Raw genomic sequence first — 26,501 nt, forward strand, 5'->3', positions numbered from 1 at the left:
ACGCCAAAAAGCGGGCGTCCCTCCCGAAAAGGAGGGGCGCCCGCCCGGCGGGGTCGCTCAGTGCGAGAAGTGGCCCCGGTAGTACTGGAAGACGAACCCGATCATCGCCATGATGACCAGGAACACGCCGATGATGAACATCCACAGGCCGATGACGAACCCGGCGAAGGCGAAGGCCGCCGCCAGGCAGACGAACAGCGGCCACCAGCTGCTGGGGCTGAAAAAGCCGATCTCGCCGGCCCCGTCGCTGATGTCGGCCTGCTTGTTGTCCTCCGGCTGGGCGCCGATGCGCTTGGCCGTGAACATCAGGTAGTAGCCGATCATGAACGCGAAGCCGACCGAGATCGCCATCGCGGTGGTGCCGACCGGCTCACCCTGCCCCGTGGCCGCCTTGGTCCAGAACCAGTAGGCGACGTCGACGCCGGCGAAGAACAGGCCGCACAGGAGGAACAGCCAACCCTGGACCTTCATCAGTCCTCAACCTCCTTGGCGGGCTTCGCGGACGTGTGCGGGTACTTCAGGTCGAACGCGGGGCGCTCGGACCGGATGGGCGGCAGCGAGGTGAAGTTGTGCCGCGGCGGCGGGCAGGAGGTCGCCCATTCGAGCGAGCCGCCGTAGCCCCACGGGTCGTCCACGGTGACCTTGGGCGCGGTGCGCCAGGTCTTCCAGACGTTGTAGAAGAACGGCAGCGTCGAGGCGCCCAGCACGAACGCGCCGACCGACGAGATCATGTTCAGGTCGGTGAAGCCGTCAGCCGGGCTGTAGTCGGCGTAGCGGCGCGGGAAACCGAGCACGCCGAGCCAGTGCTGGATGAGGAACGTGGCGTGGAAGCCGACGAACAGCAGCCAGAACTGGAGCTTGCCGAGCTTGTCGTCGAGCATCTTGCCGGTGAACTTGGGCCACCAGAAGAAGAACCCGGCGAACATCGCGAACACCACGGTGCCGAACACCACGTAGTGGAAGTGCGCCACCACGAAGTACGTGTCGCTGATGTGGAAGTCGAGCGGCGGCGAGGCCAGGATGACGCCCGTCAGGCCGCCCAGCAGGAACGTCACCAGGAAGCCGATGGAGAACAGCATGGGCGACTCGAAGCTGAGATGCCCTCGCCACATCGTGCCGACCCAGTTGAAGAACTTCACGCCCGTCGGCACCGCGATGAGGAACGTCATGAACGAGAAGAACGGGAGGAGCACCTGCCCGGTCGGGAACATGTGGTGCGCCCAGACCGTGATGGAGAGGCCGGCGATGGAGATCGTGGCGCCCACCAGGCTGATATAGCCGAAGATCGGCTTACGGCTGAAGACCGGCAGGATCTCGGTCACGATGCCGAAGAACGGCAAGGCGATGATGTAGACCTCTGGATGGCCGAAGAACCAGAACAGGTGCTGCCAGAGCATCGGCCCGCCGTTGTCCGACGAGAAGATGTGGGTGCCGAACTTGCGGTCGGCCTCCAGGGCGAGCAGCGCGGCGGCCAGCACCGGGAAGGCCATCAGCACGAGCATGCTGGTCAGCAGCACGTTCCAGGTGAAGATCGGCATGCGGAACATGGTCAGGCCGGGCGCCCGCATGCAGATGATCGTGGTGATGAAGTTGACCGAGCCGAGGATGGTGCCCAGGCCGCTCAGCGCCAGACCCATGATCCACAGGTCACCGCCGATGCCCGGCGAGCTGATCGCGTTGGACAGCGGCGTGTAGGCGAACCAGCCGAACGCGGCCGCGCCCTCCGGGGTGAAGAACCCGGAGACGGCGATGATGCTGCCGAACAGGTAGAGCCAGTAGCTGACCATGTTGAGGCGCGGGAACGCCACGTCGGGCGCGCCGATCTGCAGCGGCATCAGCTCGTTGGCGAAGCCGGCGAACAGCGGCGTCGCGAACATCAGCAGCATGATCGTGCCGTGCATGGTGAACAGCTGGTTGAACTGCTCGTTACTGGTGAACTGCAGCCCCGGCTGCGCCAGCTCGGCCCGCATGACCAGCGCCATGATGCCGCCGATCAGGAAGAACACGAACGAGGTGATCAGGTAGAGGTGTCCGATGATCTTGTGATCGGTGGAGGACAGCCACTTGGCGATCACCTGACCCTTCGTCACGGGCCGGGGGGCACTCGTCACGAGTGGTTCATGGATGGCGGTCACTGGGCACTCCCAGCCTGGTTGGACGCGGTGTACGACTTGAACTCATCCTGGCTGACGAGCTTCACCGAGAAGAGCATGCGGCTGTGGTCGGCGCCGCACAGCTCGGCGCACCGTCCGGCATAGACGCCGGGCTTGTCCAGCGTCTTGATCTCGAACTTGCGTCCCGGGTTGTCGTCCGGGATGCCGGGGATGATGTCACGCTTGAAGATCATGTTCGGCACCCAGAACGAGTGGATGACGTCATCGGTGAACAGGTCGAACTCGACCGTGGAGTTCACCGGCAGCACGAGCTGCGGCCCCTGCTGGTAGTCGCTGACCGGCATGCCGACCACCGGCTTGCCGGTCTTCCCCTCGACGGTCGTGGTGAAGCGCCAGCTCCACTGGAACGCCTCGACCTTGACCTTGACGTCAGGGTTGCCGGACACCTTGGTCAGCGTGTCGCTGTCGCGCGCGGTGAAGAAGAAGAACACCGACACCATGACGAGCGGGACCAGGGTGTAGAGCATCTCGATCGGCAGGTTGTAACGCACCTGCGGCGGAAGCTCGGCCTTGGCCTTGCGCTTGGTGTGGAAGATGCACGCCCACACGATCAGGGCGATGACCACGGCGCCCGTGGCCAGCGCGGCGATCCACGCCCCGTTCCACAGATTCGTGACGACGTCACCCTGCGTGGTGACTGACTCCGGCAGAAGGCCACGGGACCAATCGGCCTCGGGAACGTCATTTGCACACGCCGTAGCGGAGGCCAGAAGCAACGCCAAAGCGGCGGCGCGCGGCACTCTACGCCGGGCCAACGAACGCCGCGTCGTACGGCGGGTCGGACTCACGGATCGCCTACCCCACAGATGAAGCCCAGGAGTCTTCTCCTGAGCGCTCGTATTTCCAGATGCACAGCTGATTGCAGACACATTAGCGTGCAAGGGCCTCGCCCTTCCGCGCGCCCCCTCGGTGGCGCGCCGCGGATGGGACGATAGGTCTCGTGGCGTACTTTGACGCGGCCTCGACCGAACCGCTTCACCCTCAGGCGCGCGAAGCGCTCCTGGCGGCGATCGACGTCGGCTGGGCCGACCCCGCGAGACTCTATGGCCAGGCCCGCCGTGCCCACCTGCTGCTGGAGCAGGCTCGCACGGAGGTGGCCGAGGCGCTGGGCGCGCGCCCCGACGAGGTGTCGTTCACCTCGTCCGGCACGCAGGCCGTGCATCTCGGCGTGCTCGGCACAATACAGGGCAGACGCCGAGTCGGCCGACATCTGGTGACCAGTGCCGTCGAACACTCCAGCGTCCTGCACGCCGCCGCGCTGCACGAGCGCGACGGCGGCACGGTCGAGACGGTGGGCGTGGACCTGATGGGCCGGGTCGACCTGGCGGCCTTCACCGAGGCCGTGGCCAGGCCCGACACCGCGCTGGCCTGCCTGCAGACGGCCAACCACGAGGTCGGCACGCTCCAGCCGGTGGCCGAGGCCGCCGCGGCGTGCCGGCGCAACGGGGTGCCGCTGCTGGTCGACGCGGCCCAGACGGCGGGCCGGATGCCGGTGCCGCCGGGCTGGTCGGTGCTGACGGCCAGCGCCCACAAGTGGGGCGGGCCGCCCGGGGTGGGCGTGCTGGCCGTGCGCAAGGGCACGCGGTTCCGCTCGTTCGTGCCGGAGGACGAGCGCGAGCGCCGCCGGGTGCCCGGGTTCGAGAACGTGCCGGGCATCGTGGCCGCCGCCGCGGCGCTGCGCGCGATGGCGGCCGAGGCGTCGCGGGAGCGCTCCAGGCTGTCGGCTCTGGTCGACAAGATCCGCGAGACCGTGCCGAAGGTCGTGCCGGACGTGGAGGTGATCGGCGACCCGGTCGAGCGGGCGCCGCACATCGTCACGTTCTCGTGCCTGTACGTCGACGGGGAGGCGCTGCTGGCGGAGCTGGACAAGGCCGGGTTCGCCGTGTCGTCCGGCAGTTCGTGCACCGCTAGTACGCTTCGTCCATCGCACGTCCTGGAAGCGATGGGCGTGCTGACGCACGGGAATGTCCGGGTGTCACTGCCCAGGGGCGCTTCGGCGGCCGAGGTCGACAGGTTCCTCGCCGTGCTGCCCGAGCTGGTGAGCCGGATCCGCCACGACGCAGGAGTCTCATGACCGAGGCCACTCAGCCGGCATTGACGATCGACGCGCTCGGGAAGAAGTGCCCGATCCCGATCATCATGCTCGCCGAGCAGATCAACCACATCCCGCTCAACGCGGTGGTGGCCGTGCTGGCCGACGACCCCGCCGCGTTCACCGACGTGCCCGCGTGGTGCCGGCTCAAGTCGCACCGCCACGTGGGCTCGTACGAGCTTCCGCAGGGGGGCTGGGCGATTCACGTACGGCGTAACTACTGACGCCTGAACGGGGTAGGGCCCCCGGAAAGCACCGATATCCGGGGGAAAGAGACATGACCGATCAGACTGCTCGCGACCTCATGAATCCGGGCGCGGAGTGCATCCAGGCTCACGAGACGCTCGACCGCGCCTCGCAGATGATGCGGGACATGGGGGTCGGGGCGCTGCCGGTGTGCACCGACGACCGCGTGAGCGGCATCATCACCGACCGCGACATCGTCATCAAGTGCGTGGCGGCGGGCCACGACCCCGCCAAGGTGCGGGCCGGTGACCTGGCGACCGGGCTGGTGTGGGTGGCCGCCGACGCCACCGTGGAAGAGGCGCTGGCGCGCATGGAGGAACACCAGATCAAGCGGCTGCCGGTGATGCACGACAACCGCATCGTCGGCATGATCACCGAGGCCGACCTGGCCAGGCACCTGCCCGACGACCAGCTCGCCGAGTTCGTGCACCGCGTCTACGCGCGGTCCTGAGCGGCCCCGCCGCCGGGCGGGGCCTGCCCGGTGGCGGGATCAGGGGTGGTAGCAGCGGATGTGCGGGGCGATCTCGGCGGCCGCCTCGGCGCCGTAGGCGGAGCTGAAGCGCTCCATGAACGCCCGCTGCCCCAGCTCGTACTCCTGGCCGCCGACGCGCTCCAGCACGTGCGTGGCGGTCAGGTTGCCGATCTGGCCGCACCGCTCCAGGGACAGGTCCCAGGCCAGGCCCGCGAGGAAGCCGGCCCGGAAGGCGTCGCCGACGCCGGTCGGGTCGGCCTTTCCGCGCTCGGGGGCGGGGGCGACGGCGATGGACGGCTCGCCCTTGCGGTCGATGACGGCGCCCTTGGGCCCGAGCGTGGTGACGCGGACGCCGACGCGGTCGAGGATCTCCTCGTCGCTCCAGCCGGTCTTCTGCTCGATGAGGCCCTTCTCGTAGTCGTTGGAGAAGAGGTAGGCGGCCCCGTCGACGAGCTGGCGGATCTGCTCGTCCTCCATGCGGGCGAGCTGCTGGGAGATGTCGGCGGCGAACGGGATGCCGCGGTGGCGGCACTCGTCGGTGTGGCGCAGCATGCCGTCGGGGTCGTTGGGGCCGACGAGCACCAGGTCGAGCCCGCCCACCCGGTCGGCGACCGGCTGCAGCTCGATGAGCCGCGCCTCGGCCATCGCCCCGGTGTAGAAGGAGGCGATCTGGTTGTGGTGCTTGTCGGTGGTGCACAGGAATCGCGCGGTGTGCTGGGTCTCGGAGACGTGCACCGAGTCGCAGTCGACGCCGTGGCGCTCCAGCCAGGACCGGTAGTCGGCGAAGTCGTTGCCGACGGCGCCCACGAGATAGGGCTTCAGGCCGAGACAGGCCATGCCGAAGGCGATGTTGGCGGCGCATCCTCCGCGCCGGATCTGCAGATCGTCGACCAGGAACGACAGTGACACCCGGTCGAGTTGCTCGGCGATGAGCTGATCGCCGAAGCTGCCGGGGAACGTCATCAGGTGGTCTGTGGCGATGGAGCCGGTGACGGCGATGCGCACGGGATTCTTCTTCCTCGTTGTCAGCAGGCCATGGACATCCTCCCCCTCTGTGGACGAGGGGGGTCCTCACGGTCGCCCGTGAGGGTTCCTGCTTCACCGCCGGTCGCCCTCCTGAGAGGACTCTCGTCAGGGTCGCGCGCCGGATCCGCAGGCGTTTCAGCTCTCCGCCGGCCCGGCGGCGAGGTGGTGCCGATGTTCGTCCGGTGGCTCGGTTGCGGCCACCGCCCGGACACCCTACCGAACCGTGCGGCCCCCTGGGGCCCGGCCAAGGGCACGCGAAGGCCCCGTACGCACCAGGGCGGACGGGGCCTGCGGGCGCACCCGACTAGTTGAAGGAGTCGCCGCAGGCGCAGGAGCCCGTGGCGTTCGGGTTGTCGATGGTGAAGCCCTGCTTCTCGATCGTGTCGACGAAGTCGATGGAGGCGCCCATCAGGTAGGGGGCGCTCATCCGGTCGGTGACGACGCTGACGCCACCGAAGTCCGTCACGACGTCGCCGTCCATCGAACGGTCGTCGAAGAAGAGCTGGTAGCGCAGGCCGGAACAGCCGCCCGGCTGCACGGCCACGCGCAGCTGCAGACCCTCCTCGCCCTGCTGCTCGAGCAGGCTCTTGACCTTGGCGGCGGCCGCGTCGGTCAGGATCAGGCCCTGCGTCGTGGTCTCGCTGCTCTCAACCGTCATCTGCTGACTCCCTAACCCGGCTGTCTGTTCCGACGTCTACTGATGACGCTACCAACACCTGCCGGGTGCTACACATTCCCTCCCCCACCGGACCCCGGAATATATGCCCCCATACCGTGTGTCATAGTTAGTCGTCAGTTCGACGATAAGGGGGTACGGCCATGGCCACCCAGACTGGGCTGCCGCTCTTCGTCCTCGGCCGGGGCGCCGATCCGCACAGCGAGACGGGGGTGGACTGTCCGGGCGAGCTGCCGCCCGCCTCCGACCCGCACCTGGTGGAACGGGCGCGCAAGGCCAAGCAGGCGCTCGGCGACCGGCTCTTCGTGCTCGGCCACCACTACCAGCGCGACGAGGTCATCCAGTTCGCCGACGTGACCGGCGACTCCTTCAAGCTGGCGCAGCAGGCCGCCGCCCGGCCCGAGGCCGAGTACATCGTGTTCTGCGGCGTGCACTTCATGGCCGAGTCGGCCGACATCCTGACCACCGGCTCCCAGCGGGTGGTGCTGCCCGACCTCGCGGCGGGCTGCTCGATGGCCGACATGGCCACCTTCGACCAGGTCGAGGAGTGCTGGGAGGCGCTGGAGGACGCGGGCCTGGCCGACCAGGTCGTGCCCGTCACGTACATGAACTCCAGCGCGGACATCAAGGCCTTCTGCGGCCGTAACGGCGGCGTGGTGTGCACCTCGTCCAACGCCAGGCGGGCCCTGGACTGGGCCTTCGAGCAGGGCTCCAAGGTGCTGTTCCTGCCCGACCAGCACCTGGGCCGCAACACGGCGGTGCTGGAGATGGGCATGTCGCTCGACGACTGCGCCGTGTGGAACCCGCACCGCCCCAACGGCGGCCTCACCCCCGAGCAGCTCGAGCGGGCGCGCATGCTCCTGTGGAAGGGCCACTGCTCGGTCCACGGCCGCTTCACGGCCGAGTCGGTCGACGACGTACGCGAGCGCGTCCCGGGCGTGAACGTGCTGGTGCACCCCGAGTGCCGGCACGAGGTGGTGCTCAAGGCCGACCACGTGGGCTCGACCGAGCACATCATCAAGACGCTGGCCGCCGCCCCCGCCGGGTCGAGCTGGGCCGTGGGCACCGAGCTCAACCTTGTCAAGCGGCTGGCCCAGATGTTCCCGGACAAGAACGTCTCGTTCCTGGACCGGACCGTCTGCTACTGCTCGACGATGAACCGCATCGACCTGCCCCACCTGGTGTGGGCGCTGGAGTCGCTGGCGCTGGGCGAGGTCGTCAACCAGATCACGGTCGACGCCGACACCGCCCACTGGGCGCGCGTCGCCCTGGACCGGATGCTCGCCCTGGCCTAGCCCCGGCTAGGACGCCTGGTCTCCGAAGGCGTGCACCACCCGCACGGTGACGGTCAGGCCCTGCTGCCCGGGACTGACCGAGCCCTGCTCGGCGGCCGCGGCCAGCCGCATCGGCTGCGGCCCCCGCTCCACCTCCTCGCTCACCGCGACGACCCCGCCCAGGGGGCGTCCGGCGAGCTCGGCGTACTGGGCGGCCTTGGCCCGGGCGTCGGCGAACGCCGCCGCCCTGGCCTCCCTGAGCACGGCGGCCGGGTCGGAGACCTCGAAGACCACGCCGTGCAGCCTGGCCTCCTCGCCCACCCGGGCGACGGTGTCGATGACCTCGTCGGCCCGCGACAGGTCGCGGATCACTGCCTCGACGCCCTGCGCCGCCCGGTAGGCCGACACCTTCGGGTACGCCTCGTACTCGGGGCCGAGCGACAGCTCGGTGGTGCGCAGGTCGCGCTCGGCGATCCCGGCCTGGCGCAGCGCCTCGGCGAGCCTGCTCGCGGCGGCCCTGGCCCCGGCGAAGGACTCGGCGGCCGTCTGCCGGCGCACCTCGACCCCGGCCTGCAGCCGCATGACGTCCGGCACGGCCGCGACCGTGCCCTCTCCGACGACGGTGATGTCCACCCTTGCCCCTTTCCCGAGGGCCATGCCGACCACACTAGCCTTCAGACGGCGTCGGCGATCGCGGGCAGCACGTTCAGGTGCACGCGCAGCCGCGTGACGGGCAGCCGGACGAGCCTGCCGTTCAGCTCCTCCACCAGCCTGGCGCCGCGGGCGCGCCCGCTGACGAGCACGGTCACCGGCACGTCCGGGAAGGCGTGCTCGGCGCGGATGAGGCGCAGGTCGGCGGCCATGTCCCGGCGCGCCAGCCACTCCCCCGCGGCGGCGGCGAGCACCCGGCCCTGGCTGTAGAGGCCGTGGGCGTCGGCGGTCCCGCAGAGCAGCCGGTGCAGCGCCGGGCCGGTGAGGCGGGCCAGCGCCGCCGCGCCCCAGGTGCCGCCCAGCGCGGGCAGCCAGCGGCCGAGCGCCCTGCCGGGCGAGGACGTGCCCCGCCGGCCCCGGGGCGCCGCCGCGGGGTCGACGAGGACGAGCGCCGACACGCGCAGCGGGTGCAGCCGGGCGAACGCCTCGGCGTGCCAGGCGGCGGCCCGGTGCGCGACGACCGTGACCCGTTCTGGGTGCTCGGGGGCCAGCGCGGCCAGCCGCGCCGCCTCGCCGTGCAGCGTGGGCGGCACCGGGGAGGCGGGGCTGAGCCCCAGCCCCGGCCGGTCGAACCTGATCACCGTACGGGTGCGGGCCAGCTCCCTGGCGACGCCGTCCCAGTGGCACCAGGCCGCCGAGGGGCCCCCGGCGATCAGCACGGCCGGTCCCCGGCCCTGGCGGACCACGTGCGGCAGGGCGGGCGCCGGGACGGGCACGTCCGCGACGAGCAGCCGCAGCGCCGCGTACACCAGCCAGGCGGCCACGACGAGGAGCTGGAAGCGCTGCGCCAGCCCGGCCAGGTGCCCGGCGGCCAGGGCGGCGGCGGTGACGAGCGTGGAGGCGACGGTCAGGCCGGTGAGGACCCAGGCGGGCCAGGTGCGCCAGCGGGCGGCCAGGAGCGCCATCGCGGCCGGCGCGGCGACGGCGGCGAGGAAACCGGTCACGACGTGCGCGTGGTGGGCGGGCGTCAGCGGGCCGCGCCCGCACGCCGGGGAGCTCAGCGCGGCGCAGTCCAGCGGGAACAGCCCCCCGGCGGTCGTCAGCGCGCCGAACGCGGCCAGCGCCAGCCAGCCGGGCCACTCCCGGCCGGCCCTCGGCATCAGCGCCACCCCGGCCAGGCAGGCCAGCCCCGCCAGCGCGTCGCTGGTGCGGAACAGGCGCGTCCACGGCTGGTCGCGGGCCGCCAGCTCGCTCACGTAGCCGTGCGCGCGGTCGACCGCCGGCGTGGTGAACTGGCCGGTGATCCACGCGGAGTACAGCACGGCGGTCACGATGAACGCGGAAGCCGCGAGCACGTACAATCTTCGCTCCACGTGATGATTACATCACCGAGCGCACTCAAAGGCCCGGAGCGCCCCAGACCGGGAACCAGCGGCCGAGGTCCTCCTCCAGCGGCAGCTCCCCCGCCAGCGCGCCTCTGACCTGCAGCTCCAGCGCGTTGTCGCGGCGGTCACCGCCCAGCGGGGCGAACGGGTAGAAGGTGCCGCGCTTGTAGAGGTAGACGACGGCCAGCCGCCTGCCGCCGGGATCGGCGAACGACACCAGCGAGCACAGCAGCGACGGGCCGAACCCGGCCGACTCCAGCGACGAGTTGACCGCGTGCAGCTCGGTGACCAGGTCGCCGAGCAGGTCGGGCGCGCGCCGCACCAGCAGCCAGGTGTAGCCGTAGCCGTCGTCGGACTCCTCGACCCGGCCGCCGAGCAGCGCCTTGACGTCCTGTTCGAGCCGGGCGAACGCGCCGCCCTCGGCCGCGCGGAAGGCCACCGAGCCGAGCCCGGTGGGCGCCAGCCCCGTGGCCGCCTGCAGCGTCACGGCCGCCGACGGCAGTGCGAACAGCGCGTCCAGGTCGGGCTTGGCCGGCTTGGAACGGCCCAGAATCGCATCGAGCCAGCCCATCGTCGTCAGCCCCTCCCGAGCTGCGCGGAGATCCGCGCGAGCTGCTCCAGCCGCCGCTCCAGCGGCGGGTGCGTGGAGAACAGGTTGGCCAGCGTCTCCCCCTTGGCGAGCGCCGGGGCGAAGTAGAAGGCGTTGAACGGCTCGGCCTCGCGCAGGTCGCGGGTCGGGATCCTGGCCATCTCGCCGGACACCTTGGTCAGCGCGCTGGCCAGCGCCGACGGCTGCTGCGTGAGCAGGGCGCCGGCCCGGTCGGCCGACAGCTCACGGTAGCGCGACAGGGCACGGGTGAGGACGAAGCTGATCGCGTACACGAGAACCGAGACCAGCATGACGATCAGGCCGATGGGCAGGCCGCCCTGGCCGTTCTGGCGGCGGCCGCCGAGGCCCGTGTAGAGGGCGACGCGCGTCATGAGCCCGGCGACGATGCCGAGGAACGAGGCGATCGTCATCACCGCCACGTCGCGGTGCGCGACGTGGGACAGCTCGTGGGCCAGCACGCCCTCCAGCTCCCGTGGCTCCAGGCGGCGCAGGATGCCGGTCGTCACGCACACGACCGCCTTCTTCTGGTTGCGGCCGGTGGCGAAGGCGTTGGGAACGTCGGACTGGGCGATGGCGACGCGCGGCTTGGGCATGTCGGCCAGCGCGCACAGCCGGTCGATCAGGCCGTGGAGCTCGGGGGCCTCCTGGGGCGAGACCTCCCGCCCGTGCATCGCGTAAAGGGCGATGCGGTCGGACAGGAAGTACTGCGCGAGCAGCAGGACCCCCGCGATCACCAGCACGGTCAGCGCCCGCACGCCCAGGGCGACGAGGACGCCGACGAACACCACGTAGAGCAGGCCGAGCAGGAACATCGTCACGACCATGCGGCGGGTCAGGCCGCGGTCGGCCGCGAACCGGGTGCGCACGGGCTCAGCCCGGGATGAGGCCCTGGTCGCCCAGCATCTCCCGGACTTCCTCGATCGAGGCGTCCGCGGGGGGAAGGATCAGCTCTGACGGCTCAAGGCTGTCGTCGGGAAGCGCCTTGCCCACGTGGCGCACCTTGTCGAGCAGGGCGTGCAGCTTGACCCGGAAGGCCTTCTGGTCGTCGGCGTCGATGGCCGCCTCGAGCTCGGTGTCGAGCTCGTTGAGCACGGCGATGTCGTCGGCCGAGATCTCCACCTGGCCCTCGCCCATGATCCTGACGATCATGCGCCCTCCCCTGGCTGGCGCAGCTGCTGCGTCTGCTGGTTGGGCTGCTGCTGCTGAGGCTGCTGCTGCCCCTGCTCGATGGCGCCCTGCGGGGCCGGGCCCTGGCCGAGCTCGGCCTTCATCCGGGCCAGCTCCAGCTCGACGTCCATGCCGCCGCCCATGCGGTCGAGCTCGGCCTGGATGTCGTCGCCGCGGGTGCCGCTGAAGTCGTCGAGCGCGCCCGAGGCGAGCAGCTCGTCGATGGCGCCGGCGCGGGCCTGCATCTGGGCCGTCTTGTCCTCGGCCCGCTGGATCGCCAGGCCGACGTCGCCCATCTCCTCGGAGATGCCGGAGAACGCCTCGTTGATGCGGGTCTGCGCCTCGGCCGCGGTGTAGGTCGCCTTGATGGTCTCCTTCTTGGTGCGGAAGGAGTCCACCTTGGCCTGCAGCCGCTGGGAGGCCGTGGTGAGCTTCTCCTCCTCGGCCTGCAGGTTGTCATGCTGCACGCGCAGATCGGCGATCTGCGACTGCAGGCCGGAGCGGCGCGACAGCGCCTCACGGGCGAGGTCCTCGCGCCCCACCGACAGCGCCTTGCGGCCCTGCTCCTCAAGCCTCTTGCCCTGCTGCTCCAGACCGTTGATCTGGAGCTCCACACGCTTGCGAGAGGTGGCGACGTCCGCCACGCCACGACGCACCTTCTGCAGCAGCTCCAGCTGCCGCTGGTAGGAGTAGTCGAGGGTCTCGCGTGGATCCTCCATCTTGTCCAGGGCCTTGTTGGCCTTGGACTTGAAGATCATCGAAAGTCTCTTCATCACGCTCATGCGCGTCGGCCGTCCCCTTCTTAGGTCGTGCTGTCGTTCACCCACTGCAGCGCAGCCGCCTTGGGATTACCCTACGCATAACGCACGAGGGCGTCACTAAGTTGCACTCCAGGTAGGGTTGACGTCGTGTTGCGACGCCGTTCCCAAACCTCCGTGGACGACACCCCCGTCCCCGTTGACGATCCTAAGCCCCAAGGTAAGGGTCGTCCCACACCCAAGCGCCGAGATGCCGAAGGCAGGCGGCGCCAGCTGGTCAGCGCGCCGAAGGACCGCAAGGAGGCCTACCGGCAGATGCGCGCCAAGCAGGCCGCCGAGCGCGACCGGGCCCGGCGCGGCATGCTGGCAGGTGACGAGCGCTACTTCCCGGCCCGTGACAAGGGGCCGGCGCGCAAGTTCGCCCGCGACTGGGTCGACTCCCGCCGCCTCCCGAGCCAGTACTTCCTGCCCTTCTCGCTACTGATCCTGCTGGCGACCTGGGTGCCGTGGCCGCCGGCCGTCCGCGTCCAGGTGCTCAACGCGGTGATCGTGTTCGGCTGGCCGATCATGATGATCGGCGTCGTCTTCACCTCCGTCTACGTGGCGTGGAAGGTGAAGAAGGAGGTCGCGGCCAAGCTGCCCAACGAGAGCCTCAAGGGCGTGGGCTTCTACGCCGCGATGCGGGCGCTGCAGATCCGCAAGCTGCGCTTCCCGCCGCCCCAGCTGCTGCCGGGCGGCAAGCCGGTGCCGCCCAAGAAGTAGCTCAACGGGCGCGGGTCCACCGCAGGACGCCGCCCTTGACGACCGGGCGGCGGCCGTCGACCGGGGCGCCCGTCTCCAGGGCGGCGGCGACCTCGCGCATCAGCGCGTAGTAGGACGGCCGGTCACCGGCCGCGGCCGCTCGCCCTGTCGCGGCCTCCCGTCCCGTCACGGCCTCTCGCCCCGTCACTGCCTCCCGCCCCGCCGCGCCGTCTCGCCTGGCGGCGGTGACGAGCGCGTGGCCGCCGCGCCCCGGCCTGAGCCCGAACGGGACCAGCCCGCGGTGACGGCCCTCGGCGTCGCGCGCGCACCTGGCCCGCCAGGCGTCCCTGATCTCCCGGACGCGCAGGTTGACCGCGCCGCCGAACCCGAAGCCCCGCGCGCCGTCGTGGCGCAGCAGCGAGGCCCTCAGGTCGTCGGGGAACTCCAGCCCCGTCTGCGCCTCGGCGACCGCGATCGTGCGCGCCCTGCCGGGACGGCCGAGCCCCGCGTAGGTCTTCGGCGCGTGCGTCCTCAGCCAGCGCTCGATGCGCCGCCACTGCCGGTTGACGGCCCGCTTCACCTGCGGGTCCAGCGGGCGCACCGTCACCGCCGGGTGACCGGGATCGCACGGCTGCGGCGCCGCGCTCCCCTCCCGCGAGGGCAGGGCATGCGGCTCCGTGAGAAGCTCCGCCGGCGGCTCGGCCCGCTCCGGCGCGGCGTCGCGTACGGGAGAGCCGCCGGGCGAGGACGCCTCGCGCGCGGGCTGCCCCGGCCACAGGACCGTCCCGAGGAGCGCCAGCGCGGCCAGGACGGCCACCGTACCCGCTACTGTGCCCGCCACGAGCGCGCTCGACCGTCCCAGGCCCCGCCGTCGCGGGCGCGGCGCGGGGAGGGCGTCGGGGGCGGGCGGCTCGGTGCGTGGCAGGCGGGCGCGACGGCGCAGCCGCACGGCGATCGCCGCCAGGACGGCGGCGGTGAGCGCCGCCCGGAGGAGATTGGGCACCGGCCGACCCTATCGCCCCGCACCGACGGATGATCTCCCCTCCGCGCCCCTGGTGACCGTGATGCCGGGACAACCCCTAAGGTCGGATGCATGGAATTCCGTCACCTCGGCCGCAGCGGTCTCCTGGTCAGCGAGATCAGCTACGGCAACTGGCTCACCCACGGCTCCCAGGTCGAGGAGCACGCCGCCAAGCAGTGCGTGCAGGCGGCTCTCGACGAGGGGATCACCACGTTCGACACCGCCGACGTCTACGCGGGGACGAAGGCGGAGGAGGTGCTCGGCAGGGCGCTCAAGGGCGTCCGCAGGGAGTCCCTGGAGATCTTCACCAAGGTCTACTGGCCGACGGGCGAGGGCCCGAACGACCGCGGCCTGTCGCGCAAGCACATCACCGAGTCGATCAACGGCTCGCTGCGCCGCCTGCAGACCGACTACGTCGACCTCTACCAGGCGCACCGCTACGACTACGAGACGCCGCTGGAGGAGACGCTCAAGACCTTCGACGACCTGGTGCGCCAGGGCAAGGTCCTGTACGTGGGCGTCAGCGAGTGGACCGCCGGCCAGATCGCCGACGCGCTCAGGATCGCCGACGAGATGGGCTTCGACCGGATCGTGTCCAACCAGCCGCAGTACTCGATGCTGTGGCGGGTCATCGAGTCGGAGATCGTGCCGCTGAGCGAGCGTGAGGGCGTCAGCCAGATCGTCTGGTCGCCGATCGCGCAGGGCGTGCTCACCGGCAAGTACCTGCCTGGCCAGGCCCCGCCCGAGGGCTCGCGCGCCACGGACACGGCCGGCGGCAGCGGCATGATCGCCCGGTTCATGAAGGACGACGTGCTGGCCCGCGTGCAGGAGCTCAAGCCGATCGCCGCCGACCTGGGCCTGACGATGGCGCAGCTCGCGGTCGCCTGGGTCCTGCAGAACCCGAACGTGGCCAGCGCCATCGTCGGCGCCTCCCGCCCCGAGCAGGTGCGCGACAACGTCAAGGCCGCGGGCGTCAAGCTCGACGCCGAGGTGATGAAGCGGATCGACGACGTGGTGGCGCCCATCATGGAGCGCGACCCGGCCAAGACCGCCAGCCCGCCCAAGCGCCCCTAGTCACGCGCGTAACGAAAACCCCTTGAGCGGCGTACGCGCTCAAGGGGTTTTTCCCATTCCGGCGGCTATTGCTGGCGCAATGACAGACCCGTGTACTCGACCCGGTCCTCGTCGAGCAGGGCTACCTGCTCGACGCCGGATTCGAGGAGTTCACGCCAGTTCTCCCCGAGCCAGGACTCCGCGTCGGCCTGGCTCGGGAAAACCTCTCGCGGCAAAGGGCGATCCGTCACCTCACCGCCCTGCGCGTTTTCATAACGCCACCGCCATGTCATGCCATACGCTCCTTTTTCCGCGGGTTCGCCGGCGCAGCCTCTCGACGGCACTGGAACCCTACTCCGGCTCGCCGCCGCGCCCGGCACGGCCGTCCTCCTGTCCTCCCCCGTCCCACCGGCGCCACTCGTGCGGGGCGTGTGACGGCCGGCTCGCGGGGGTTTGTACGCTCGGCCCGGTGGAGCTGCTTCTCACCGGGACCGCCGGCGACGCGGGCTGGCCCGAACCGGGCTGCCCCTGCGCGTCGTGCCTGACCCGCCCCTCGCGCCGGGCGCCGTTCGGGCTCGTGGTCGACGGGAGGGCGGCGTACCCGTGGACGGACGCGCCGCCCGGCTACCGCGCGCACGCGGGCGGCCTCGGGCTCACCGCCCCGGACGGCTCAGCCCTCCTGTACGCGCCCGCGGGGGCGCCGCCGCCCCCCGACGGCCCCGGACGCTACGACGCGGTGCTGATCGACCTCCTGGAGCGCCCTGAGCGGCTGGGAGAGATGCGCCGGGCCGGGCTGGTGGACGAGGGCACCCACGTGGTCGCCGTCGGCCTGGACCACCGCGTCCGGTCCGAGGACGAGCTGGCCAGGCGGCTGCGCCTGTGGGGCGCCCGCGCCGTGCCCGACGGCGCCGTCCTGGACACGCGCGTGCCGCCGTCGCCGCCCGCCCCCGCGCCCCGGCGGACGCTGCTGCTGGGCGGGTCGCGTTCGGGCAAGTCGGCCGAGGCCGAGCTGCGCCTGGCCGCCGAGCCGTACGTGACCTATGTCGCCACCGGGCCGGGCGGGGAGGGCGACGGCGAGTGGGCGGCGCGGGTGCGCGCCCACCGGGTGCGCAGGCCCGCGCACTGGGCGACGGCCGAGACGACCGACCTGACGGGCGCGATCGGGGCCGCCATGGGGCCGCTGCTGATCGACGGGCTCGGCACCTGGCTGGCGGCGGTGTTCGACGAGCACGCGGCCTGGGAGGGCGACCGCGCGCCGGTGGAGCGGCGCTGCGACGAGCTGGTGCGCGCCTGGCGGCAGGCGCCGCGCCGAATCGTGGCCGTGTCGGACGAGACCGGCATGGGCGTGGTGCCCGCGACGGCCGGCGTGCGCGCCTTCAGGGACGCGCTGGGCCGGCTGAACGAGCGCCTGGCCGCCGAGTCGGAGGACGTCGCCCTGGTCGTGGCGGGGCGCCCGCTGCCGCTGTGAGCCTCAGGGCCGGACCGAACGGGCGTACCAGCGGCCGTCGAGGCGGTCGACGTGCAGCGGCAGGCCGAAGCAGTCGGACAGGTTCGCCGGGGTGAGGACGTCGTCGACCGGCCCGGCCGCCAGCACGCGGGCGTCGCGCATGAGCAGCGCGTGCGTGGTCGTCGCCGGGACCTCCTCCAGGTGGTGGGTCACGGTGACGGTGGTGAGCACCGGCCGGGTCCCGGCCAGGTTCTCCACGGCGCTGATCAGGTCCTCGCGGGCCGGCAGGTCGAGACCGGCGAACGGCTCGTCCAGCAGCAGCACCGCCGGGTCACCCATGAGCGCCCTGGCCACCCTGACCCGGGCCCGCTCGCCCTGGGAGCACACCCGGAAGGGCCGCTCGGCCAGGTCCTTGCAGCCGAGGTCGGCCAGCAGGCGCAGCGCCCGCTCCCGCTCCGCGTCGCCGTACTTGTCCCAGATCGGGGCGCTCGTGCCGGTGTGGCCGGTGAGCACCACGGTGTGGGCGGTCGCCCCCTCCTCCTCCATCAGCTCCTCGTCGATCAGCCGCTGACTGGCCGCGACCAGGCCGATGTGGCGGCGCAGCTCCCGCAGGTCGACGCGGCCGAGCCGGTGGCCCAGGACGTTCACCGCGCCCGTCGTCGGATGCCGCACGGCCGCGGCCAGCGAGAGCAGCGTCGTCTTCCCGGCGCCGTTGGGACCCAGGATCACCCAGTGGTCGCCGTAGGCCACCTGCCAGTCGATCCCGTCCAGCAACGTCTTGCCGACGACCCGGACGCCTACGCCTTCGAGTTCAAGCACGTGCATCCGGCCACCCTAGTCGGCCCCATAGGATCGTCGGTTATGCAGCTCCCTGGGCGGATGTTCGATCTCTTCGGCGAGGACGCGATCTGGTCCGACGACCACGAGGGCCTCAGCGGCGAGACGCTGCGCGTCACCGGCCCCACCGGCGCCTTCTACGTCAAGCAGGGCCCGGGGGCGCGGGCCGAGCACGAGCGGCTGCTGTGGCTCAAGCGGTGGATGAGCGTGCCGGACGTGGTGGCCTTCGAGGGCGACGCGCTCGTGCTGGCCGACGCCGGATGGCTCAGCCTGGAGCGCAGGCCGTCCGCGGACGCCGGGGCCGTCATGGGCGCGGCGCTGCGCGCGCTGCACGACGTGCCGGTCGCGGAGTGCCCGTTCGACGAGCGGCTCGACGTCAAGCTGGCGCGAGCTGCCGGGCGGGTGCGCGACGGGCTGGTCGACGACGGCGACTTCGACGACGACACCGCCGGGCTCACCCCCGCGCAGGTCTACGAACGGCTGGTGGCCGAACGGCCCGCGCGCGAGGACCTGGTGGTCACGCACGGCGACTACACCCCGGCCAACGTGCTGGCCTCGCCGTCGGGCGAAGCGGTCCTGATCGACGTGGGCGCGCTCGGGGTGGCCGACCGGCACGTGGACCTGGCGCTCGCGCTGCGCGAGCTCGACGGGCCCGCCGCCGAGGAGTTCCTGCGCGCGTACGGAGCGGCCGAGGTGGACGACGACAGGCTGCGCTACTACCGGCTGCTGGACGAGCTGTTCTGATGCGCGGGCCGGTCTGATGGGCGGGCTGCTCTGATGGACGGGCTGCGGTTCGCCGTCGGGACGCTGAGCGTGTTCCCCGTGCGGGTGGAGCGCGTCGACCGGGAGGTGGCGAGGCGGGCGATGGCGCTGGCCCCGCTGGTGGGGCTGGCGCTGGGCGTCGTGGCGTCGCTCGCGCTGCTGCTGCCGGGGCCGCCGCTGATGGGCGCGGCCCTGGCTCTCGGCCTGCTGGCGGTCCTGACGCGCGGCCTGCACCTGGACGGGCTGGCGGACCTGGCCGACGGGCTCGGCAGCGGCAGGCCGGCGTCTCAGGCGCTCGACATCATGAAAAAGTCGGACATCGGGCCGTTCGGCGTGGTGACGCTGGTGTTCACGCTGCTGATCCAGGCGGCCGCGCTCTCGGGGGCCGGGACTGCGCTCTCCGCCGCCGGGACCGCGGCGGCGGGCGGCGGTCCGGCGCTGTTCCTGGCGGGCGCGCCCGCGCTGGTGACCGCCTGCGTGACCGGCCGGCTGGCGCTCACCTGGGCCTGCCGGGCGGGCGTCCCCGCCGCCCGCCCCGACGGCCTCGGCGTCCTGGTCGCGGGCACGGTACGCGCGCGCACCGCCTGGCTCGTCACCGTGGCCGCCCTGGCAGGCTGCGCGGCCCTCGGGACCGGGTGGGCCGGTGGGGCCGCCTTGGCCAGGTCCGGGATCCCCGGGCCGGTCGTGCTCGTGGCGGGGGCGCTGGCCGGGCTGGGGGCGGCGCTGGCGCTGCTGCGGCACGCCCGGCGGCGGCTCGGCGGGGTCACCGGGGACGTGCTCGGCGCCCTGGTCGAGACGGCCACGGCGGTCACGCTCGTGGTGTGCGCCGCGCTCGGCTGATCACACCGCCGGCGTGCTCCGTACCGGGAGCTTCTTCAGCAGCACGGCCGCGCAGGCCGCGAGCAGGACCCAGCCGACGAGGCCGGACGGCCCGGCGAGCACCAGGTCGGGCGGCGACGCGACGTCGCCGAGCAGGAAGACCGCAGGCCCGACCGCGTTGAGCGAGCCGTGCGCCACGACGGCGGGCCACACGCTGCCCGAGCGCAGCCGCAGCCACCCGAGCAGCACCCCGGCCAGCACGCAGAAGCCGACGAAGTAGACGGCGGCCCACGAGCCGAGCATCGGGTAGTTGTAGCCGAGCAGCGTCAGCGGCGCGTGCCACAGCCCCCAGACGACGCCCGACAGCGCCAGCCCGGGCAGCACCCCGCGCCGCTCCGCCAGCAGCGGCGCCAGGTAGCCGCGCCACCCCCACTCCTCGCCCAGCGACGGCAGCACGTTGAGCAGCGGCCCGGCCAGCGCGGCGACCACGACCTGGGTGACGGCGACGGGCGCCAGGTTCTCGGGGACCGGCACGCCGGTGGCCCGCAACTGCTCGCGGAACAGGCTCATCCCGTCGAGGTCCAGCGTGATCAGCCCGAGACCGGCGCTGATCGCGACCGCGGCGAGCACCAGCAGCGGCACGCCCAGCCAGGCGGCCAGCACGAGCAGGCCCGTGCGTCCCTTGCGCTCGCCCAGGGTGAGCCCGGTCTCGCGGGCCCACTGGCGCGGCGGCGTCCGGCTGACCAGCCAGGCCGCCAGCACGCCGATCGCGGGCGTGAACATCATCAGCAGCGCCAGCGGCCGGGCCAGCGGCGAGGCCAGCCCGCCGGCCAGCCACAGGGGCAGCGCGACCACCCAGGACAGGACGAACGCGACGGCGAGGAAGACGGGCAGCGGCTTCACGCGACGCTCCTTTCGGCGACGAGCGCGTTGATCAGGGCGGCGCCGCGGCCTGCGTCGTCGATGCTGACGGCCAGCTCGCCGCCGGACCGGTAGCGGATGACGAGGCAGTCGCCGCCGCGCAGCATGATGGTCGCGCCGCCGGGCAGCCCGCGCACGCCCCAGCCGCCGACCTGGCTCGGGTAGCGCTGCTCCGGCCAGGCGCTGTCGATCTTGGCGAGGGAGATGCGGCGCACCGGCCAACCCAGCGGGCCGAACCCGATCGCCACCCCGTCCGCCGTCACCCGCACGCGCGCCGACGAGGTGAACAGACCGGCGATCAGCACCACGGTCAGCACGGGCGCCAGCGCGTCGAGCGGTGCGCCGGAGGCGATGCCGGTCAGGCGCAGCACCCCCGCCACGGCGAGCGCGGCGGCGGCGGCGCAGGTGGCGGCGAGCAGCCACGGGTTGCCCACCCGGCTCACCCACACCGCGCGCTGGCCGGGGCGCAGCTCCAGCGACGGCGGCTCCCCCTCGGGCGCCCGCTCCCCGCCGCCCCGGCCGAGCCAGGCGGCGGCCGCCATCGCGGCGAGCGGCACCACGGCGACGGCCAGGGGCGCCCAGGCGGGCAGGCGCGCGTCGGTCCAGCTCGCCGCGTCGAGGTTGGCCAGCACCGTGGAGACGGCCACGCCCAGCGCTAGCAGCCCGCCGCCGGCGAGCAACGCCCACGCCCCCGGAGCCCGCACCCGCCCCGGCCCGGCAGCCGCCCGCCCCGGCCCGGCAGCCGCCCGCCCCGGGCCCGCGCCCGGCCTGGCGGCGCCGCGGGCCACCGCCGCCAGGGCGAACAGCCACATCAGCGCCCAGGTGCCGAGCAGCGTGGTGACGAACACGGCGAGCGGCGCCGAGCCGTCGGGCACCGAGCCCGGCCCCCAGTGCACGGCCAGCGGCTCGGGCAGCCGGTCACGCGCCGCCAGCGGCAGCAGGATCAGGACGGCGGTGACGGCCGCCCCCGTGAGGGCGGCGATCCGGATGTTCATGCGAGCTCCTCCAGCAGCGTGATGACGTCCTCCCGGCGGTATCCGTACCTCTTGGCCTCGTCCAGCAGTTCGCGCGCCCGCTCGCGGAGCAGGGCGCGCCCGTCGGCGTGGCGCGCGACGCTGACGCCGCGCCCCCGCCGGAACTCCAGCAGCCCCTCCTCCCGCAGCTCACGCAGGGCGCGCAGCACGGTGTTGGGGTTGATCCCGAGCGCGTCGGCGAGGTCGCGGGCCGGCGGCAGCCGGTCGCCCGGCGCGTAGGAGCCCTCGCCGATGGCGCGGCGGATCGCGCCCGCGACCTGCTCGTGCAGGGGACGGGCGTCGTTGAGGTCGAGCGTCAGCAACATGGTGCTAATAACAATAGCACCATGTCGCTGGTCATGATTCATGGGATGAACCCCTGTTTGTGGGGCCTGGAAACCCTGGATAGCATCGGTTTACGTGACCACTGTGCGGCTGAACTCAGCAGATCCCGTCTCGTTCGACACCGACGCGCTCATCGTCGGGTTCCTGTCCGGCCCCGGCGGTCCCAGCCCCGCCACAGGCGCCGAATCCCTCGACGCGGCCTTCGGTGGCAAGCTCGCCTCCTCGCTGACCTCCGTGGGCTTCTCCGGCAAGCCGGGCGAGCTGGCCAAACTGCCCACGTTCGGCTCCGTCACCGCTCCGGTGCTGGTGGCCGTCGGGCTCGGCGAGTCCCCTGACGCCGAAGGGCTGCGCCGCGCCGCCGGCGCCGCCGTGCGCTCGCTGGCCGGCACCGCCCGCGCCGCGCTCGCCCTCCCCGCCGGCTCCGCCGCCGAGGCCGAGGCCGTCGCGCTGGGCGGCCTGCTGGGCGCCTACGGCTTCTCGCGCTACCGCACCGGCGAGGGCCAGAAGGAGCCCGTGAGCGAGCTGACCGTCCTGTCGGGCGAGGACGCCGCCGCCGGTGAGCGCGCCGCGATCCTGGCCGACGCCGTCACGCTGGTGCGCGACCTGGTCAACACGCCGCCGTCCGACCTGTGGCCGGCCAAGTTCGCCGAGATCGCCGAGCGCACCGGCGCCGAGCACGGGCTGAGCGTCGAGGTGCTCGACGACAAGCAGCTGCGCGACGGCGGCTACGGCGGCCTCGTCGGCGTCGGCCAGGGCTCGGCCAACCCGCCGCGGCTCGTCCGGCTGTCCTACACCCACCCCGAGGCCACCAAGACGCTGGCGTACGTGGGCAAGGGCATCACGTTCGACTCCGGCGGCCTGTCGCTGAAGCCGTCGGCGTCCATGGACTGGATGAAGTCCGACATGGGAGGCGCGGGCGCCGTTTTCGGGGCGCTCGTCGGCATCGCCCGCCTGGGCCTGCCGGTCAACGCCATCGGCTACCTCTGCCTGGCGGAGAACCTGCCGAGCGGCACCGCCCAGCGCCCCTCCGACGTCATCCACAGCTACAGCGGCAAGACCGTCGAGGTGCTCGACACCGACGCCGAGGGCCGCCTCGTCCTCATGGACGGCATCGCCCGCGCCGCCGAGGACAACCCCGACCTGATCGTCGACGTCGCCACCCTGACCGGCGCGCAGATCGTCGCCCTCGGCTGGCGCACCGCCGGCGTCATGGCCAACGACGACGCCGTGCGCGAGCTCGTCCTCGAGGCCGCGACCGCCGCCGGCGAGGGCGCCTGGGGCATGCCGCTGCCCGAGGAGCTGCGCAAGGGCCTCGACTCCCCCGTCGCCGACATCGCCAACCTGCAGCCCGAGCGCTGGGGCAGCATGCTGGCCGCGGGCATCTTCCTCAAGGAGTTCGTGCCCGACGGCGTCCGCTGGGCGCACATCGACATGGCCGGCCCGGCCTTCAACAAGGGCGAGGCGCACGGCTACACCCCCAAGGGCGGCACCGGCGCCTTCGCCCGCACCCTCATCGCGCTCGCCGAACGGCACGCGAGCATCTGAGGGGACCGGCACCCGAGCGCCCGGAACAGATGAAAAGATGACGGCATCACGAACACCCCGACAAGGAGCCTTCCTGTGGCCTACGACATCGTCGTCCTAGGTGGCGGCAGCGGCGGTTACGCCTGCGCGCTGCGGGCAGCCGAGCTGGGCATGACGGTCGCCCTGATCGAGAAGGACAAGATCGGCGGCACCTGCCTGCACCGGGGATGCATCCCCACCAAGGCCCTGCTGCACTCCGCGGAGGTCGCCGACGAGACCCGCGAGAGCGCCTCGTTCGGCGTCAAGGCGCACTTCGAGGGCATCGACGTGGCCGGCGTGCACGCCTTCAAGGACAAGATCGTCAGCCGCGCCTGGAAGGGCGTGCAGGGCCTGCTCAAGGCCGCGGGCGTGACGGTGGTCGAGGGCGAGGGCCGCCTGCTCGCCGAGCGCCGCGTCCAGGTCGGCGACGAGGTGTACGAGGGCCGCAACGTGGTGCTCGCCACCGGTTCGGCGCCCCGCAGCCTGCCCGGCCTCGACATCGACGGCGAGCGGATCATCACCAGCGAGCACACGCTGAAGATGGACCGGGTGCCCGCCTCCGTGGTCGTCCTCGGCGGCGGCGTCATCGGCGTCGAGCTGGCCAGCGTCTACCGCTCCTTCGGCGCCGAGGTCACCATCGTCGAAGGGCTGCCGCACCTGCTGCCCACCGAGGAGGAGTCCAGCTCCAAGCTGCTGGAGCGGGCCTTCCGCCGGCGCGGCATCAAGTACGAGCTCGGCGTCTTCTTCGAGAGCGTCAAGACCACCGACACCGGCGTGCTCGTCACCCTGGCCAACGGCAAGACCCTCGACGCCGAGATCCTGCTCGTCGCGGTCGGCCGCGGCGCCGTCTCGGCCGGCATGGGCTTCGAGGAGGCCGGCGTCACGATCGAGCGCGGCGCCGTCACGGTCGACGAGCACTGCCGCACCACCGCGCCCGGCGTCTACGCCGTCGGCGACCTGATCCCCACGCTGCAGCTGGCCCACGCCGGATTCGCCGAGGGCATCATGGTGGCCGAGCACATCGCGGGCCTCAACCCGCCGCCCATCGACTACGCGGGCGTGCCCCGGATCACCTACTCCGACCCCGAGGTCGCCTCGGTGGGCATCACGTCCGCGCAGGCCGCCGAGCGCGGCATCGAGATCGTCGAGCAGGTCTACGACCTCGCGGGCAACCCCAAGAGCCAGATCCTCGGCACGGGCGGCGCCGTCAAGGTCCTCGCCCGCAAGGACGGGCCGGTCGTCGGCGTCCACATGGTGGGCCGCCGCATCGGCGAGCTCGTCACCGAAGGCCAGCTCATCTACAACTGGGAGGCGCTGCCCGCAGAGGTCGCCCAGCTCATCCACGCACACCCGACCCAGTCCGAGGCGGTCGGTGAGGCGATGCTGGCCCTGGCCGGCAAGCCGCTGCACGTACACAACTAATCCGCCCTCGAGATCAGAACGCGAGAGAAGAATAACGATGCCGGTCTCCGTACAGATGCCCCAGCTCGGCGAGAGCGTCACCGAGGGCACCGTCACCCGTTGGCTGAAGAAGGAGGGCGAGCGCGTCGAGGCCGACGAGCCGCTCCTCGAAGTGTCGACCGACAAGGTCGACACCGAGATCCCGTCGCCTTCCGCGGGTGTCATCACCAAGATCGTCGTGGCTGAGGACGAGACCGTCGAGGTCGGCGCGGAGCTGGCCATCATCGACGAGAGCGGCCAGGCCGGCGCGGCCGCCCCCGCCGAGGAGGCCGCCCCCGCCGCCCAGCCCGAGCCGGAGCCCGAGCCTGAGCCCGCTCCGGCCCCCGCCTCCTCCATCCCGCAGCCCGCGCCCGCCCCGCAGGCGGCCCCGCAGCCCGCCCCGGCCCCGCAGCCGGAGCCCGCTCCGGCGCCGGCCCCCGCCCCGGCTCCCGCGCCCGCGCCCGCACCCGCTCAGGCCGCCGCTCCCGCGCCGCTGCCCACCTCGGGCGACAGCCCGTACGTGACGCCGCTGGTGCGCAAGCTGGCCAACGAGCACGGCGTGGACCTCGACGCCATCACCGGCACCGGCGTCGGCGGCCGCATCCGCAAGCAGGACGTGCTCGAGGCCGCCAAGAGCCGCCGCGAGCAGGCTCCCGCCGCCCAGGCCGCCCCGGCCGCGGCTGCTCCCGCCGCTCCGGCCGCTCCGGCCGCCGCTCCGGCGCAGGCCGCCCCGGCCGCCGCGCCCGAGCCGGTCGAGGTCGACACCACGCTGCGCGGGCGCACCGAGAAGATGACCCGCCTGCGCCAGACGATCGCCAAGCGCATGGTCGAGTCGCTGCAGACGGCCGCCCAGCTCACCTCGGTCGTCGAGGTCGACGTCACCAAGATCGCGCGGCTGCGGGCGCAGGCGAAGGACGAGTTCTTCCGCCGCGAGGGCGTCAAGCTGACGTTCACCCCGTTCTTCGCGATGGCCACCGTCGAGGCGCTCAAGCAGCACCCCAAGCTCAACGCGACCATCAACAACGAGACCAACGAGGTGACCTACTTCGACGTCGAGAACCTCGGCATCGCGGTCGACACCGACCGTGGCCTGCTCGCCGCCGTGGTCAAGGACGCCGGCGACCTCAACCTCGCCGGTCTCGCCCGCAAGGTCACCGACCTGGCCGAGCGCACCCGCGCCAACAAGGTGACGCCGGACGAGATCACCGGCGGCACGTTCACGTTGACCAACACCGGCAGCCGCGGCGCCCTGTTCGACACGCCGATCCTCAACCAGCCGCAGGTCGGCATGCTCGGCACCGGCGCCGTCGTCAAGCGTCCCGTCGTGGTCGACACGCCGGAGGGCGAGGTCATCGCGGTCCGGTCGATGGTCTACCTGGCGCTCACGTACGACCACCGCCTGGTCGACGGCGCCGACGCGGCCCGCTTCCTCACCACGATCAAGAGGCGGCTGGAGGAAGGGCGCTTCGAGGCCCAGCTCGGCCTCGCCTGACCAACCGCACGCCCCTGGGGCCGGACGCGCACTCGCGCGCCCGGCCCCGCGCCTTTCCCGTGCCTCCGCCCGGTCCGGAGCGGTCCCGTACGCGCCCCCCAAGGCCCACGGGACCGGACCGGCGCTAGGTCCCCCACAGGACCGGACCGCCGCTAGTTCCCCTACAGGACCGGGCCCGCCGCTAGGTTCCCCACCTGACCGGGCCCGCGCGGGGAGCCACCCCGAGCGCCCAGCGGTCCCCGGCCCTACGGTCCCCGGCCTCCCCGGTCCCCAGGCCCGAGCCCCGCGGGCACCGAACGGCAAGCCGCCCAGGCCAGCCCCAGAAGGGCCCCACTGCCCTGAGGGGGCCGCCTGCCCGCAGCCTCCTCCCAGCGCGACGAGCCTACGCCCGGTCATCCGTGAGGGCGGGGCAGGCGGGAGGGGACGCCTGCCGAAGCCCCGGAGGGCGAGGTTCTCGGAGAGCGGGGGTCCCTGGACGGCGGGGCCCCCGTGGGGGGCGGGTGGGAGGGGACCGCC

The 26,501-nt window shown here is 72.5% G+C and carries 29 protein-coding genes; 12 read left to right on the plus strand and 17 right to left on the minus strand.

Translation table 11 applies throughout. The annotated features are described in order from the left end of the window. Positions 1 to 57: 57 nt before the first annotated feature. From ACWDXC_RS24525 to ctaC, 3 genes are read right to left on the minus strand one after another with little or no spacing between them, the layout of a single operon-like run. Complete coding sequence (locus ACWDXC_RS24525; RefSeq protein ID WP_219511142.1) at positions 58 to 471, minus strand: cytochrome c oxidase subunit 4; 414 nt, start codon at positions 469 to 471, stop codon at positions 58 to 60. After that, positions 471 to 2,135, minus strand: a complete 1,665-nt coding sequence (ctaD, locus tag ACWDXC_RS24530; protein WP_219511140.1) for an aa3-type cytochrome oxidase subunit I — start codon at positions 2,133 to 2,135, stop codon at positions 471 to 473. The genes ACWDXC_RS24525 and ctaD overlap by 1 nt, the downstream gene beginning before the upstream one ends. Then, a complete protein-coding gene (gene ctaC / locus ACWDXC_RS24535; protein ID WP_449985697.1) occupies positions 2,132 to 3,043 on the minus strand; it encodes an aa3-type cytochrome oxidase subunit II in 912 nt (303 codons plus the stop codon). Before ctaC ends, ctaD begins: the two co-directional genes overlap by 4 nt. Positions 3,044 to 3,114: 71 nt before the next feature. Between ctaC and ACWDXC_RS24540 the strand changes: the two genes are divergently transcribed. Genes ACWDXC_RS24540 through ACWDXC_RS24550 form a run of 3 tightly spaced genes read left to right on the plus strand, consistent with a single transcriptional unit; the run spans position 3,115 to position 4,963 of the window. Continuing rightward, on the plus strand, positions 3,115 to 4,248 hold the full coding sequence (locus ACWDXC_RS24540; protein ID WP_219511136.1) for a cysteine desulfurase family protein: 1,134 nt from the start codon (positions 3,115 to 3,117) through the stop codon (positions 4,246 to 4,248). Next, positions 4,245 to 4,490 carry a sulfurtransferase TusA family protein gene (locus ACWDXC_RS24545; RefSeq protein ID WP_049566388.1) on the plus strand — a complete coding sequence of 82 codons (246 nt, stop codon included), beginning with the start codon at positions 4,245 to 4,247 and terminating at the stop codon, positions 4,488 to 4,490. The genes ACWDXC_RS24540 and ACWDXC_RS24545 overlap by 4 nt, the downstream gene beginning before the upstream one ends. Positions 4,491 to 4,543: 53 nt before the next feature. Continuing rightward, a complete protein-coding gene (locus ACWDXC_RS24550) occupies positions 4,544 to 4,963 on the plus strand; it encodes a CBS domain-containing protein (protein WP_219511134.1) in 420 nt (139 codons plus the stop codon). Positions 4,964 to 5,002: 39 nt separating this feature from the next. Here ACWDXC_RS24550 and ACWDXC_RS24555 read toward each other — a convergent pair whose 3' ends face one another. Further along, positions 5,003 to 5,989: a carbohydrate kinase family protein gene (locus ACWDXC_RS24555; RefSeq protein ID WP_219511133.1), complete on the minus strand. Its 987-nt coding sequence runs from the start codon at positions 5,987 to 5,989 to the stop codon at positions 5,003 to 5,005. Positions 5,990 to 6,314: 325 nt separating this feature from the next. Beyond that, positions 6,315 to 6,668 carry an iron-sulfur cluster insertion protein ErpA gene (gene erpA, locus ACWDXC_RS24560; RefSeq protein WP_049566397.1) on the minus strand — a complete coding sequence of 118 codons (354 nt, stop codon included), beginning with the start codon at positions 6,666 to 6,668 and terminating at the stop codon, positions 6,315 to 6,317. 161 nt (positions 6,669 to 6,829) lie between these two features. On the opposite strand from erpA, the gene nadA reads away from it, so the two are divergent. Further along, positions 6,830 to 7,981, plus strand: a complete 1,152-nt coding sequence (gene nadA, locus ACWDXC_RS24565) for a quinolinate synthase NadA (protein ID WP_219520059.1) — start codon at positions 6,830 to 6,832, stop codon at positions 7,979 to 7,981. 6 nt (positions 7,982 to 7,987) lie between these two features. On the opposite strand, the gene ACWDXC_RS24570 is transcribed toward nadA, so the two are convergent. Genes ACWDXC_RS24570 through ACWDXC_RS24595 form a run of 6 tightly spaced genes read right to left on the minus strand, consistent with a single transcriptional unit; the run spans position 7,988 to position 12,555 of the window. Beyond that, positions 7,988 to 8,593 carry an SIMPL domain-containing protein gene (locus ACWDXC_RS24570; protein ID WP_219519630.1) on the minus strand — a complete coding sequence of 202 codons (606 nt, stop codon included), beginning with the start codon at positions 8,591 to 8,593 and terminating at the stop codon, positions 7,988 to 7,990. A 41-nt stretch (positions 8,594 to 8,634) separates the two neighbouring features. Continuing rightward, positions 8,635 to 9,984, minus strand: a complete 1,350-nt coding sequence (locus tag ACWDXC_RS24575; protein WP_449985703.1) for an alpha/beta fold hydrolase — start codon at positions 9,982 to 9,984, stop codon at positions 8,635 to 8,637. Between the two features lie 25 nt (positions 9,985 to 10,009). Then, positions 10,010 to 10,567, minus strand: coding sequence for a PspA-associated protein PspAB (gene pspAB / locus ACWDXC_RS24580; RefSeq protein WP_219519620.1), 558 nt, complete (start codon positions 10,565 to 10,567; stop codon positions 10,010 to 10,012). Positions 10,568 to 10,572: 5 nt separating this feature from the next. Then, a complete protein-coding gene (htpX, locus tag ACWDXC_RS24585; protein WP_364172551.1) occupies positions 10,573 to 11,472 on the minus strand; it encodes a zinc metalloprotease HtpX in 900 nt (299 codons plus the stop codon). Between the two features lie 4 nt (positions 11,473 to 11,476). Further along, positions 11,477 to 11,755: a PspA-associated protein PspAA gene (gene pspAA / locus ACWDXC_RS24590; RefSeq protein WP_219519616.1), complete on the minus strand. Its 279-nt coding sequence runs from the start codon at positions 11,753 to 11,755 to the stop codon at positions 11,477 to 11,479. Continuing rightward, on the minus strand, positions 11,752 to 12,555 hold the full coding sequence (locus tag ACWDXC_RS24595; RefSeq protein WP_449985707.1) for a PspA/IM30 family protein: 804 nt from the start codon (positions 12,553 to 12,555) through the stop codon (positions 11,752 to 11,754). Before ACWDXC_RS24595 ends, pspAA begins: the two co-directional genes overlap by 4 nt. A 153-nt stretch (positions 12,556 to 12,708) precedes the next feature. Here ACWDXC_RS24595 and ACWDXC_RS24600 point away from each other — a divergent pair, with 153 nt between their 5' ends. Then, positions 12,709 to 13,293 carry a DUF3043 domain-containing protein gene (locus ACWDXC_RS24600; RefSeq protein ID WP_364172555.1) on the plus strand — a complete coding sequence of 195 codons (585 nt, stop codon included), beginning with the start codon at positions 12,709 to 12,711 and terminating at the stop codon, positions 13,291 to 13,293. A gap of 1 nt (position 13,294) precedes the next feature. Here ACWDXC_RS24600 and ACWDXC_RS24605 read toward each other — a convergent pair whose 3' ends face one another. Continuing rightward, the gene (locus ACWDXC_RS24605; protein ID WP_449985711.1) at positions 13,295 to 14,275 is read right to left on the minus strand and encodes a hypothetical protein; all 981 of its coding nucleotides are present in this window, start codon (positions 14,273 to 14,275) and stop codon (positions 13,295 to 13,297) included. Between the two features lie 90 nt (positions 14,276 to 14,365). Here ACWDXC_RS24605 and ACWDXC_RS24610 point away from each other — a divergent pair, with 90 nt between their 5' ends. Then, a complete protein-coding gene (locus ACWDXC_RS24610) occupies positions 14,366 to 15,367 on the plus strand; it encodes an aldo/keto reductase family protein (protein WP_449985714.1) in 1,002 nt (333 codons plus the stop codon). Between the two features lie 65 nt (positions 15,368 to 15,432). Here ACWDXC_RS24610 and ACWDXC_RS24615 read toward each other — a convergent pair whose 3' ends face one another. Beyond that, positions 15,433 to 15,639, minus strand: a complete 207-nt coding sequence (locus ACWDXC_RS24615; RefSeq protein WP_357586467.1) for a hypothetical protein — start codon at positions 15,637 to 15,639, stop codon at positions 15,433 to 15,435. A 176-nt stretch (positions 15,640 to 15,815) separates the two neighbouring features. Between ACWDXC_RS24615 and ACWDXC_RS24620 the strand changes: the two genes are divergently transcribed. Next, a complete protein-coding gene (locus ACWDXC_RS24620) occupies positions 15,816 to 16,814 on the plus strand; it encodes a bifunctional adenosylcobinamide kinase/adenosylcobinamide-phosphate guanylyltransferase (RefSeq protein WP_449985717.1) in 999 nt (332 codons plus the stop codon). Positions 16,815 to 16,817: 3 nt separating this feature from the next. On the opposite strand, the gene ACWDXC_RS24625 is transcribed toward ACWDXC_RS24620, so the two are convergent. Then, positions 16,818 to 17,618 carry an ABC transporter ATP-binding protein gene (locus tag ACWDXC_RS24625; protein ID WP_364172564.1) on the minus strand — a complete coding sequence of 267 codons (801 nt, stop codon included), beginning with the start codon at positions 17,616 to 17,618 and terminating at the stop codon, positions 16,818 to 16,820. A gap of 54 nt (positions 17,619 to 17,672) precedes the next feature. On the opposite strand from ACWDXC_RS24625, the gene ACWDXC_RS24630 reads away from it, so the two are divergent. Next, positions 17,673 to 18,374, plus strand: coding sequence for an aminoglycoside 3'-phosphotransferase (locus ACWDXC_RS24630; RefSeq protein WP_449985720.1), 702 nt, complete (start codon positions 17,673 to 17,675; stop codon positions 18,372 to 18,374). A gap of 33 nt (positions 18,375 to 18,407) precedes the next feature. Beyond that, positions 18,408 to 19,232: an adenosylcobinamide-GDP ribazoletransferase gene (locus ACWDXC_RS24635; protein ID WP_449985723.1), complete on the plus strand. Its 825-nt coding sequence runs from the start codon at positions 18,408 to 18,410 to the stop codon at positions 19,230 to 19,232. Here ACWDXC_RS24635 and ACWDXC_RS24640 read toward each other — a convergent pair whose 3' ends face one another. From ACWDXC_RS24640 to ACWDXC_RS24650, 3 genes are read right to left on the minus strand one after another with little or no spacing between them, the layout of a single operon-like run. Next, positions 19,233 to 20,114 carry a CPBP family intramembrane glutamic endopeptidase gene (locus ACWDXC_RS24640; RefSeq protein WP_449985726.1) on the minus strand — a complete coding sequence of 294 codons (882 nt, stop codon included), beginning with the start codon at positions 20,112 to 20,114 and terminating at the stop codon, positions 19,233 to 19,235. Then, entirely contained in the window at positions 20,111 to 21,127 is a 1,017-nt protein-coding gene (locus ACWDXC_RS24645) for a hypothetical protein (RefSeq protein ID WP_449985729.1), read from the minus strand. The genes ACWDXC_RS24640 and ACWDXC_RS24645 overlap by 4 nt, the downstream gene beginning before the upstream one ends. Continuing rightward, on the minus strand, positions 21,124 to 21,471 hold the full coding sequence (locus ACWDXC_RS24650; RefSeq protein WP_364172579.1) for a GntR family transcriptional regulator: 348 nt from the start codon (positions 21,469 to 21,471) through the stop codon (positions 21,124 to 21,126). Before ACWDXC_RS24650 ends, ACWDXC_RS24645 begins: the two co-directional genes overlap by 4 nt. A 94-nt stretch (positions 21,472 to 21,565) precedes the next feature. Between ACWDXC_RS24650 and ACWDXC_RS24655 the strand changes: the two genes are divergently transcribed. The 3 genes from ACWDXC_RS24655 to sucB all read left to right on the plus strand — a co-directional run bounded on the left by ACWDXC_RS24655 (position 21,566) and on the right by sucB (position 25,985). Continuing rightward, positions 21,566 to 23,035, plus strand: a complete 1,470-nt coding sequence (locus tag ACWDXC_RS24655; protein ID WP_449985732.1) for a leucyl aminopeptidase — start codon at positions 21,566 to 21,568, stop codon at positions 23,033 to 23,035. 75 nt (positions 23,036 to 23,110) lie between these two features. Further along, entirely contained in the window at positions 23,111 to 24,475 is a 1,365-nt protein-coding gene (lpdA, locus tag ACWDXC_RS24660; protein WP_357586454.1) for a dihydrolipoyl dehydrogenase, read from the plus strand. A gap of 37 nt (positions 24,476 to 24,512) precedes the next feature. Beyond that, complete coding sequence (gene sucB, locus ACWDXC_RS24665; RefSeq protein ID WP_449985735.1) at positions 24,513 to 25,985, plus strand: 2-oxoglutarate dehydrogenase, E2 component, dihydrolipoamide succinyltransferase; 1,473 nt, start codon at positions 24,513 to 24,515, stop codon at positions 25,983 to 25,985. The last annotated feature ends 516 nt before the right edge of the window (positions 25,986 to 26,501 follow it).

The sequence above is a fragment of the Nonomuraea sp. NPDC003214 genome, assembly GCF_053590035.1.

What these genes read in the sequence shown, in the direction of transcription:
- ACWDXC_RS24635 (WP_449985723.1), top strand. Translation starts at nt 18,408, where the DNA reads ATGGACGGGCTGCGGTTCGCCGTCGGGACGCTGAGCGTGTTCCCCGTG.
- nadA (WP_219520059.1), top strand. Translation starts at nt 6,830, where the DNA reads ATGGCCACCCAGACTGGGCTGCCGCTCTTCGTCCTCGGCCGGGGCGCC.
- pspAA (WP_219519616.1), bottom strand. Translation starts at nt 11,755, where the DNA reads ATGATCGTCAGGATCATGGGCGAGGGCCAGGTGGAGATCTCGGCCGAC.
- ACWDXC_RS24645 (WP_449985729.1), bottom strand. Translation starts at nt 21,127, where the DNA reads ATGAACATCCGGATCGCCGCCCTCACGGGGGCGGCCGTCACCGCCGTC.
- ACWDXC_RS24525 (WP_219511142.1), bottom strand. Translation starts at nt 471, where the DNA reads ATGAAGGTCCAGGGTTGGCTGTTCCTCCTGTGCGGCCTGTTCTTCGCC.
- ACWDXC_RS24630 (WP_449985720.1), top strand. Translation starts at nt 17,673, where the DNA reads ATGTTCGATCTCTTCGGCGAGGACGCGATCTGGTCCGACGACCACGAG.
- erpA (WP_049566397.1), bottom strand. Translation starts at nt 6,668, where the DNA reads ATGACGGTTGAGAGCAGCGAGACCACGACGCAGGGCCTGATCCTGACC.
- ACWDXC_RS24545 (WP_049566388.1), top strand. Translation starts at nt 4,245, where the DNA reads ATGACCGAGGCCACTCAGCCGGCATTGACGATCGACGCGCTCGGGAAG.
- pspAB (WP_219519620.1), bottom strand. Translation starts at nt 10,567, where the DNA reads ATGGGCTGGCTCGATGCGATTCTGGGCCGTTCCAAGCCGGCCAAGCCC.
- ACWDXC_RS24625 (WP_364172564.1), bottom strand. Translation starts at nt 17,618, where the DNA reads ATGCACGTGCTTGAACTCGAAGGCGTAGGCGTCCGGGTCGTCGGCAAG.
- ACWDXC_RS24615 (WP_357586467.1), bottom strand. Translation starts at nt 15,639, where the DNA reads ATGACATGGCGGTGGCGTTATGAAAACGCGCAGGGCGGTGAGGTGACG.
- ACWDXC_RS24595 (WP_449985707.1), bottom strand. Translation starts at nt 12,555, where the DNA reads ATGAGCGTGATGAAGAGACTTTCGATGATCTTCAAGTCCAAGGCCAAC.
- sucB (WP_449985735.1), top strand. Translation starts at nt 24,513, where the DNA reads ATGCCGGTCTCCGTACAGATGCCCCAGCTCGGCGAGAGCGTCACCGAG.
- ACWDXC_RS24650 (WP_364172579.1), bottom strand. Translation starts at nt 21,471, where the DNA reads ATGTTGCTGACGCTCGACCTCAACGACGCCCGTCCCCTGCACGAGCAG.
- ACWDXC_RS24550 (WP_219511134.1), top strand. Translation starts at nt 4,544, where the DNA reads ATGACCGATCAGACTGCTCGCGACCTCATGAATCCGGGCGCGGAGTGC.
- ACWDXC_RS24610 (WP_449985714.1), top strand. Translation starts at nt 14,366, where the DNA reads ATGGAATTCCGTCACCTCGGCCGCAGCGGTCTCCTGGTCAGCGAGATC.